The 9,001-nt window shown below is 43.9% G+C and carries 8 protein-coding genes; all 8 read right to left on the minus strand.

Features of this window, described 5'->3' with window-relative positions; translation table 11 throughout:
- Window positions 1-18: 18 nt before the first annotated feature.
- The 8 genes from glf to EMM73_RS07355 all read right to left on the minus strand — a co-directional run bounded on the left by glf (window position 19) and on the right by EMM73_RS07355 (window position 8,704).
- Window positions 19-1,185 (minus strand): UDP-galactopyranose mutase, encoded by a 1,167-nt coding sequence (gene glf / locus EMM73_RS07320; RefSeq protein ID WP_127685789.1) that lies wholly within the window; start codon window positions 1,183-1,185, stop codon window positions 19-21.
- Entirely contained in the window at window positions 1,182-2,132 is a 951-nt protein-coding gene (locus EMM73_RS07325) for a glycosyltransferase family 2 protein (RefSeq protein WP_127685790.1), read from the minus strand. The genes glf and EMM73_RS07325 overlap by 4 nt, the downstream gene beginning before the upstream one ends.
- Window positions 2,133-2,304: 172 nt before the next feature.
- Entirely contained in the window at window positions 2,305-5,139 is a 2,835-nt protein-coding gene (locus tag EMM73_RS07330) for a 6-hydroxymethylpterin diphosphokinase MptE-like protein (protein WP_127685791.1), read from the minus strand.
- A gap of 17 nt (window positions 5,140-5,156) precedes the next feature.
- Window positions 5,157-5,456, minus strand: a complete 300-nt coding sequence (locus EMM73_RS07335) for a hypothetical protein (RefSeq protein WP_127685792.1) — start codon at window positions 5,454-5,456, stop codon at window positions 5,157-5,159.
- Window positions 5,456-5,896: a flagellar export chaperone FliS gene (fliS, locus tag EMM73_RS07340; RefSeq protein ID WP_127685793.1), complete on the minus strand. Its 441-nt coding sequence runs from the start codon at window positions 5,894-5,896 to the stop codon at window positions 5,456-5,458. Before fliS ends, EMM73_RS07335 begins: the two co-directional genes overlap by 1 nt.
- Window positions 5,897-5,908: 12 nt before the next feature.
- A complete protein-coding gene (fliD, locus tag EMM73_RS07345) occupies window positions 5,909-7,369 on the minus strand; it encodes a flagellar filament capping protein FliD (protein ID WP_127685794.1) in 1,461 nt (486 codons plus the stop codon).
- A 14-nt stretch (window positions 7,370-7,383) separates the two neighbouring features.
- A complete protein-coding gene (locus EMM73_RS07350; protein WP_186435155.1) occupies window positions 7,384-7,788 on the minus strand; it encodes a flagellar protein FlaG in 405 nt (134 codons plus the stop codon).
- Between the two features lie 82 nt (window positions 7,789-7,870).
- Window positions 7,871-8,704 carry a flagellin N-terminal helical domain-containing protein gene (locus EMM73_RS07355; protein ID WP_127685796.1) on the minus strand — a complete coding sequence of 278 codons (834 nt, stop codon included), beginning with the start codon at window positions 8,702-8,704 and terminating at the stop codon, window positions 7,871-7,873.
- Window positions 8,705-9,001: the final 297 nt, after the last annotated feature.

Here is a 9,001-nt window from a genome sequence, read left to right on the forward strand (position 1 = left end):
AGTAAGTAACTATTGTACTCAAACACTAAACCTGAGTCGCAAGACAGAAAATTTCTCAAGCGCATTATCCACAGCATCATCCATATCAAAGTAGCGATATTCAGCTAATCTGCCGAGTGCAACAATCTGTGGAAACTGATGCAACTGAGCCACACATTGTTGATACTGCTGCTGAGCAAGCTCGGTGAAAATCGGATAATAAGGTTCCAGCCCCTGCTCTGGTTTATAGTCACAAGGATACTCATAGGTAATACTAGTCCCTGTGTGATCTTGTCCCGTAATGTGCTTAAATTCGGTAATACGGGTATAAGCATGTTCGTTCGGATAATTAACTGTGGTTGCAGGCTGAAACCATTTTTGTTTCAGATGTTTATGCTCAAAACGAAGGGAGCGGTAAGGTAATACAACAGCGCTATCAGGCAACAGCTGATCGATCATCCCACAATAAATAAGTGGGCCTTCAAATGGCTGCTCATCAAGTAATATTTGTCGGGCGTTCCAATCCAGTTGAACTCTTGTATGCATAGGAGATGACAGTTGTAAATCTATACCCGGGTGCGAGAGCATATTGCTAATCATGGCGGTATAACCATGTAAAGGCACAGCTTGCCAGGGATCAGTAAAATAACGATCGTCTTCACTAACCACAACAGGCACTCTGGCCGTCACAGCTGGGGAAATAGCCTCTGGCCCGACGCCCCATTGTTTACTGGTGTAATTGACAAAAGCACGCTGATAAATAAATTCTGCCAGCTGTTGCAATAAGGGGTCTTGCTCTTGCCTGAGCTGCAAAATAGGTACTCTGGCACCTTCACCAAAACGCTCCTGCAGCACTTGAATCATGGCTTCAGCCACAGGTGCAGCAAAACTTTTGCGTATACTGGTCAAATTAAAAGGAATAGGAAGTAATTGACCATCAATCTGACTAAGCACTCGGTGTTCATAAGGCCGCCATTCGGTAAACTGCGACAAGTAATCCCAAACCCGCTGTTTATCGGTATGAAACAAATGAGGCCCATATTTGTGGATCAACACCCCCTCTTCATCCAAATGATCAAAACAATTTCCGCCAAGGTACTCACGTTGCTCTAACACCAGTACTTTCCAACCGAGCTTACTGGCCATTTGTTCGGCCATTACTGCTCCTGAGATACCAGCACCAATTACAATAGCCTGATAACTCATACCACCCAACCTAATTGTTGTTTGACTACATCAGGCTGATCCCGGTGTTCAAAGACTGACTGATGACGCTGGTCAAAATAAAGTTGTCTGCTGGCTGACAACTCTATCATTTGCCTGAATAATTCGGTTTCGTTTAATCGCAGAAAATATAAAGCTGCTGAAAAATAAATATGGTTCACACCATATTCAATAACATCTTCAGCTACACCAAATTGTTGACCTAAACGACAGGCTGAAACCAATTCTTCGGTCACATTTAACCGACGCTGATGATTCTGTTGTGTCTGGGCACCAAAACTGTTGTTATGAATACGGTAACGTCCTAATACTGCATCCAGTCTGTCGATGGTCCCCCCCAGCAAGCCTATATTCATCATATGCCATGGGAAATCACAAATAATCTTGCAGTCATGCTGCAAGGCTTGTATCAAAGACGCATGGCGACGAAACATCACACTGCTGGCCTGCAAGAAGACTGTATAGCGGATCAAATGAGTAATATCCGCTTGCTGCGGAATATACTGATAGTTGTAATAATCTTTGGAATACCATTTCAAATGCTGACCTGTTGCACTGTCGAACATATCTGACTCATGATAAACCATGCTGCAACCTGGGTGCTGTTCCAAATAATCGACCTGTTGCTGTAACTTTCCGGGCAAAGCGATGTCATCACCATCTACATAAGCAATATACTGCCCTCTGGCCGTTTCAAGCAGTCGGCGCATAGTGCCGATTAACCCTAGATTGACCTCATTGCGCAGCACGACCAGGTGGGGAAACGCAGATTGCAAGTAATTGATAACTTCAAAGGTATTATCCGGTGACGCGTCGTCGCAAACCACGACTTCAAAATCAAAGTTTGTGTGCTGCGTAACAAGGCTTAATAAACACTCATAGATGAAGGGCGCCAGTTTAAATGCCGGAACTATCACTGATAATTTCATAACGTATTCCTAAGTCAGAAAACGGCCAGCGGCTGCTTTTTGCATCAGCTCATTAAAAGGCTGGCTTTGTCTTACTATTTACCCATGGGCCTGCATAAACACTACTATTGCGGGCTTCCAAACTCATTCTGCAAAAGTCACGGCACGATTTAAACTCTCTAGGTCTGAGTGTCTAATTTGCTGTCTTAGGTGGCGTAAACAAACCACTGACATCCACCCTATCCAAAGCTAAAGGCTCAGCTAAATACAACTCCATCCCTTGCTGTAAATAATGCCGCCATAGTGCCAAAATCTGATTAAAGGTTTCCAATGCGCCTTCGTTTTCAGCACTGATACTAGCAGCGGTTTTGGTCAGAACTGCAGCAATAAAGTTGGCGCTGCCATGAAACAGACAAAAGGTAATGTCCTTGTCTGTCACAGCTCTTGAACGCATAAAATTCCATTGCTCACTGATCATTGCGCGTGCAGAGCTCATATCTGTCGCATCTTCAGCAAATAAATCCAGCCATTGCTCCATAGATGCTTTGTACAATTCAGGAGAAAGTTCGGTATAAATTTTGTCAGCCAAACTAGGTAGAGGCGGATAGAATGCTTCTTCAAGCAACTTCTTTAGCTGCTGCTCTTTATCATCGGCAGAAATTTGCTCGAGCAATATATTGTCAGGCCTGAGCGCGGTGGCGCCTTTTATTTTTACACCATCACTACAGTTGTAAATCTCTATAACCCTGCCAGCCTTAGCAATGGCTTGTTCTATTAGTTTACGCGATACGTCAAACTCAGGCTTGGTATAAAGCTGAGGCCTGAAATTGCCTGCAACAGGAATGCCGCCGCCATGCTGAGCCTTGTAGTTGTAGACCGCCGAACCGTCAGCTTTAAAGTAGGCTGAATGTTGTGAATGGTGGCGATTAATATCGACAAAACCAAGATCAACCCCAAACAGATAAAAACACTTCCAGCCCAACTTAATGCCAAAATTCATAACTAAATTAGTGACTGTAGGATAGGCGTAGGCCAGAGACGCAATCTGGTAGCCATGCTTTTTCAAGCCATTACTAAAAATATAGCTGGAGGCTTCACCATCTTTAAAACACAAATAGGTTGCTTTAAATAAAGCACTGGTATCAGGATGAATACCGTTAACGCTGAGTAAGTTAATCTGACTCAGGTAGTCTCGATCCTTGACCTGAGTGATCCAGTCGTAGGTGGCTCTGTTTTGCTCAATTTCAGCATGAAAATCCGGTCGGATACCCTGGTTGTACAGAGACTTCAAAGTGGTACCACAGCTGATAATAACAACCTGATCCCGATACTCTTTCAGGTAATCAAAACAATCATCCAGGCTAGGGCCATTACCTACGATAAACACAGGTAAATTCAGCGCTTTGTGGTTACTGTATTCGTTGTTTGCCTGTTTTAAAAAGCGATGGCCTGACAATAAACTGTGATAGGTATGAGCTATACCGTAGCGGGCATGATCATAATACTCGCCCATGGCCAACACTACTTTCAGCTCGGCACGTAAGTCTGCTATCGCCTTTTGCATGCCCACATTGTAGTAGCTGCTCAACATGTAAGTATCAGCTATTGCATAAGCTCCGACCTGATAAAACTGTGACATTAAATCATAAAAATAATGGCTGCCATCTCCACCCAGATTCAGATAGATGCGGCCGCCGTTATCATCTGCTTTCTGAATAATAGCAGCCCAATCAGAAACCCAAAGACTGGCAGCAAAAAAGTCCAGATTAGGTTCACAGACAAATAAATTTTTAATTTGACGCTGCTGAGTCAAGAGTTCAATGTGTTTGCCTAAGCCCACGCCAAAAACAATCAGAGTTTCGACCTGCTCAGGAAATTTACCCTGTTGCTTTAGTATTTTCGCAATCAGCGGCTGCAATTCAGCTATTTTGGAGAAATGCAGATAATTCCTGAATTTATGGCTGGTTCCCTGGCTGAGCACCACGTCGTCTTTAAAAGGATGCTCAATAAAGTAGTTTACTAATTGCTCAGATTCATCTGGTAAATCATGATGAAACAAAGCATGACGTTTTTGATGATAAAGATTAGGCAAGCCATTGTTGTCTTGCACCAACTGCCAGGCTCTGGTTTTATGCTCCAGCATCGCTTTATGCACTTTGGGGTAAAACTTTTCTAAAGCTGCCATATTGGCCTGGTACAACATCTGGGCTTGTTCAGTGTTGTAATCAACAGGCTGATAATCACCGAGCAAATTGCCGGCGCGCTCAGACACGTAATCGCTATAATCTTTGAATCCGGTAAACTGCCGAGTGGCCTGAGTTAATGCACTTTTATTACCTGAGTGCTGTACTAAATACTGAATCACCTCGTCCATCATCGGATGAAACTGGTGGCGGTAAATAAAAACTTGATTAATGTTTGGATCAAACTCCAGTAGCTCAGCTAACTCAGCCGGTACAGCTGTCGCATCAGACCCCATTTGCAGAAAAATGCGGGTTCCCATACTTTGAGCTGTTTCCAGCAATTGCAGCCAGTTATTGGCCTGGACGGAACACAGCAGAATATCTACATTAGGCTCATAGACCACCAGGTATCGTATCCTGCAGTTCATCAGCAGTTCATTCAGGTGGTACCCAAGCCCCAACCCAAAGACCAATAGCGCATCCACCTGCGGCGGTAACGCCTGATGCCGCCAGCTGCGGTCATCTTTTGGCTGGCTTAAATTGAAGTATGCAGCATGACTATAGTAGTGTTGTACCTCGTCCATCACTTCTTGCTGAGCAGCACTCTGATAAAAAACCCGGCCAGTAGCAAAGTCAACGATATTAAGCTCAGCATCTTTAGTACAAAACAAGGAATATTGCTGAACTTCATGCTCATGAATAACACCAACGAGGCTGGGAATATGTTGCCGAAAGGCGTCAATATTCTGACGAATATTACGGGCTATGCTCACAGAAACTTGTTTTTCCAGAGCTTCTTGCTGCCCGGCATTATCGAGGATTTGGTAATTGATGTATTTCAGCATATAAGCCTGGCACCTGCTTAGTTGTTGTCTCCGTAGCTTTGATGCGCCTTTTTGCCTTTACGTAATTGCAACATTCTGGCAGCTACAGTACTTCTCTCAGAAGTGACTTGTTCAGTGATAAGACTAACCCACTGCAAGTTATCTGCCAATATACTTTGTAAATCAGGTGTTTGTTGGGGATTTTCACAGAGTTGCACCAGCAAGACATGGAAGTCCTGCCAATGGATAGAAAATTGATCTGTCGGGTATTCTTCCTGCGCCAGCAAATCTAGTATTTGCTGGCGTTTTGCTGTTAGCTGATTGGTTAAATCTGTCATTAAGCGGAAGCCAATGCCGCCTGATTCTGCCGCTCCGCCAGCAATTGAAAACCTTTTTGCCGATCTTCCATTGGAATTGCATCCCAGCCAGATTTAATTTTAATCATAATTTCAATCACGTCATCTACTTTAACCGGGCTACTTTCACGGCTGGCCTGCATTAAATGATTCACCATAAAATCATACAAGGACCATAAATTCTGTGACACTTCGCCGCCAACATCCATATCCAGAGAGTGCTGCAGGGCTGAGATGATGCTCATAGCCTTAGACACAGTACGGGATTTTTCCGCAAAATCTTTCCGTTCCATAGCCCCCTTCGCTTTGGCCATATTCTCCAGCGCACCTTGCATCAGTAACTGAATTACCCGATGCGGGTCTGCGACAGCTAAATCGTCTTTCACTCCTACAGATTTGTAGGCCTTAATACCGTAACTCATGGCAAGCTCCTGTTAACTACCATATCGTGGCAAGTTTGCCAGCTGTTGCACCAGGTAACTGGACGTGCTTTGTAACTGACCCAAAGTGGAATCCAAAGCACCGTAACGCTGACGCAAAGTTTCTTCGTAGCTCACTATATATCGTTCAAAAGCCTCTCGATCTTTAGAATTTTTTTTCAATTGGTCTTTCAGTGAGGTTTCTTTGTTGACTAATAAACCGTCACGGTCTGTAAATTGAGAGATCACTTTATCCAGTGAGGCGGTAATACCGCCTTCAGCACCAAATAAGTCAGCAATTTTGTCATAGTTATTTTCCAGCGCATTATCAAAACGTTCACGGCCTGAATCGGCACCAAAAGAGCGTGCACTGGAGATTTCCATTCTGCCTTGATCATTAAATGTAATACCCAAGGCATACAAATTGCTCAGATCGTCACCACCGGATGAAAACGCACTGCCTAAGGTTCTGGTGACCTGGCTCATAATACTGCGCACCATAGGATCACTACTTAAAGCCCCACCCTCAGCCACTACGGTTTTACCATCATCCCCTATGGTACGGTTTTTTGTCAGGCTATTGACTTCATTTAATAAGCCGTTATAAGCATCCATAAAGGCTTTGATTTTATCTTCCGCAGCCTTTTTATCTGTTTCTATAGACAAAGTGGCATTGTTAGCATCAGGTGTGACTGCCAGCACTGTCAGCTCAGTATCCTGAATAGCATTAGTAAAAGTATTATTTTTACTAAATACACTGATACCGTCTATTACTACTTCGGCATTAGCCGCCTGAATAGCCACGTTCAGACCGCCAGACTCCTCATCGGTACTGCCAAAAGCTTGAGTGGAGACGCTATCAAGCTCGGCGTTATCGTTGGTAATTTTTAATTCATTACCCTGACCTGTGATGGATGATGTCAGTACTAATTTAGTACCAATGCCATCACCAGCATTAATAATGTTGGCGCTGACACCGAAATTACCATCTGCACTATTCACTGCCTTACGCAACTGGTCCAGTGTCATTCCCGCAGTCACTGCCACTTCAAAACTCTTACCATCCGCTTCGAAATTAAGCTTACCTGCTGTGGTACTTACAACAGCTGAAGCGCTGCTATAGGCATTATTCGCACTCTCAATCCGGCTGCCGGTAGCTAGGGATTTGACCTTGATATCAAAATTTCCGGGCGCAGCTGTGCTGCTGGATTTTGCTTCCAAATAAGTTTTAGTGTCAGTAGGTTGCTTGATACTGGTGGTTCTGGCTCGAAGTTTATCGTCACCCAACGCCGTTACTGTATCTTTAAACTTGGTCAACGCAGACTTTAATTTGCCAAAACCAGAAAGCGATGAATCAAGATCCTTCTTCGTAGTGTCCAGACGACTGACTTTGCTGTTTCGCTCCACAGTAACCAGCTGTGTAACCAAACTTTCAAGATCAAGCCCTGACGCAGCACCTAACGACCGGATTGCCATGATTCACCCTCTCTTTATATCGTTTTATCAATCATTAAACCTGTCGCAGAACCGAGGTCTTCCTGTAGTTTTTTGATCGCTTTGGCCATGGTCAGTACTTCTTCAGAAGGGATCTGTCGAATAACTTCTTTGGTCTCAAAGTCAACCACTTTTACTACAGGTTTACCTGACTCTTCATCAACAGAAAAATTTAAAGTACGTCCCTGAGAATTAACAAACTGATTGATATTCTCAACCGCTTCGCCCAGTTGGTCTTGTGTAATGGCCTGTTCTGATTGCGCAGGTTCGGCCTTCACCTTTAACTCCGGAGCTGTATTCTCTGCTGTACTTTTCATTTTATTCAGCTCAACTGCATCACCTGCAGCAGCTTTGGGGGCTGATGGCTGATAACCAAAATTACCCGTGATTACCGAACTCATGTGCATCTACCTCTGTATCGGCAAGCAAGGCGACAACTTTAATGAAGTGTCGCCTCCTTAGGCTTTATTTAAAAGGCCACTATTAGCCTAATAAAGATAGTGCAGTTTGAGGTCTGGTGTTAGCCTGCGACAATATAGTTGTACTTGCCTGCTGCAATATCTGTGCCCGGGTCAATTCAGCCGTCTCTTTCGCAAAGTCAGTATCCCGGATCTGGCTGCGGGCAGCTGATACGTTTTCAACGATGTTGCTTAAGTTACGGATAGTAGATTGGAAACGGTTTTGAAGCGCACCCAAATCAGCTCGGGCTGAGTCAATAGTTTTAATCGCGCTGTCAATGCTTGCAATAGCGGCAGAAGCACCACCGACACTGGACACTGACAAATCAGATAAACTCAGACCTGAAGTACCGAAACCACCATCCGGAGCTGTAGAAGACAAGTTGATACTGATAGTTTGGCCAGCGTTTGCACCGACCAGGAACTTCGCAGAGAAGTTACCTTTAAGCAGATCAATACCACCAAACTGGGTGTTCTGAGCAATACGGCTGATTTCAGTTTTTAACGCTGAAACTTCTTTCTGTAAAGCAACACGGTCAGAGGAACTGTTGATACCATTTTGGGATTGTACAGCCAAAACACGAATACGCTGCAATGAATTTGTGATTTCGTCCATTGCACCTTCAGCGACCTGAGCCACTGAAATACCATCATTTGCGTTACTGATGGCCTGATTTAAACCATTGATTTGACTTGTTAAACGGTTGCTGATTTGTAAACCAGCTGAGTCATCAGCTGCGCTGTTAATGCGAAAACCAGAAGACAAACGTTTGAATGATGAATCCAATGAGTTGCCTGACGTTAATAACTGACGTTGTGCGTTCAACGCGGATACGTTGGTGTTTACTGCTAAAGCCATAAGTCACTCCTTAAAGTTGCGGGGGTCTGCAAACCCTGGCGCAACCTTTCTTGTTAAGCGGAACCCCGCAATTCTCGCCAAACTGCAATTTGGCTTAACTAGCTATCGGCAACTGATTTCAGGACTTTAGTAAAAAAAGGCAATTTTTTTCCACTGAGCGGCAATAAAAATCTCTTTTCTTTATTTTTCATTAAGTTACGAATTAATTTTTTTATAAAAAAAGCAAAAAAAAATGGGGTCAGATCACATTGTTCACTCATAACAATGTGATCTGATAATCATCTAGCCTAAGTGGCC

The sequence above is a fragment of the Rheinheimera sediminis genome, assembly GCF_004005375.1.
Taxonomy (GTDB): Bacteria; Pseudomonadota; Gammaproteobacteria; order Enterobacterales; family Alteromonadaceae; genus Pararheinheimera.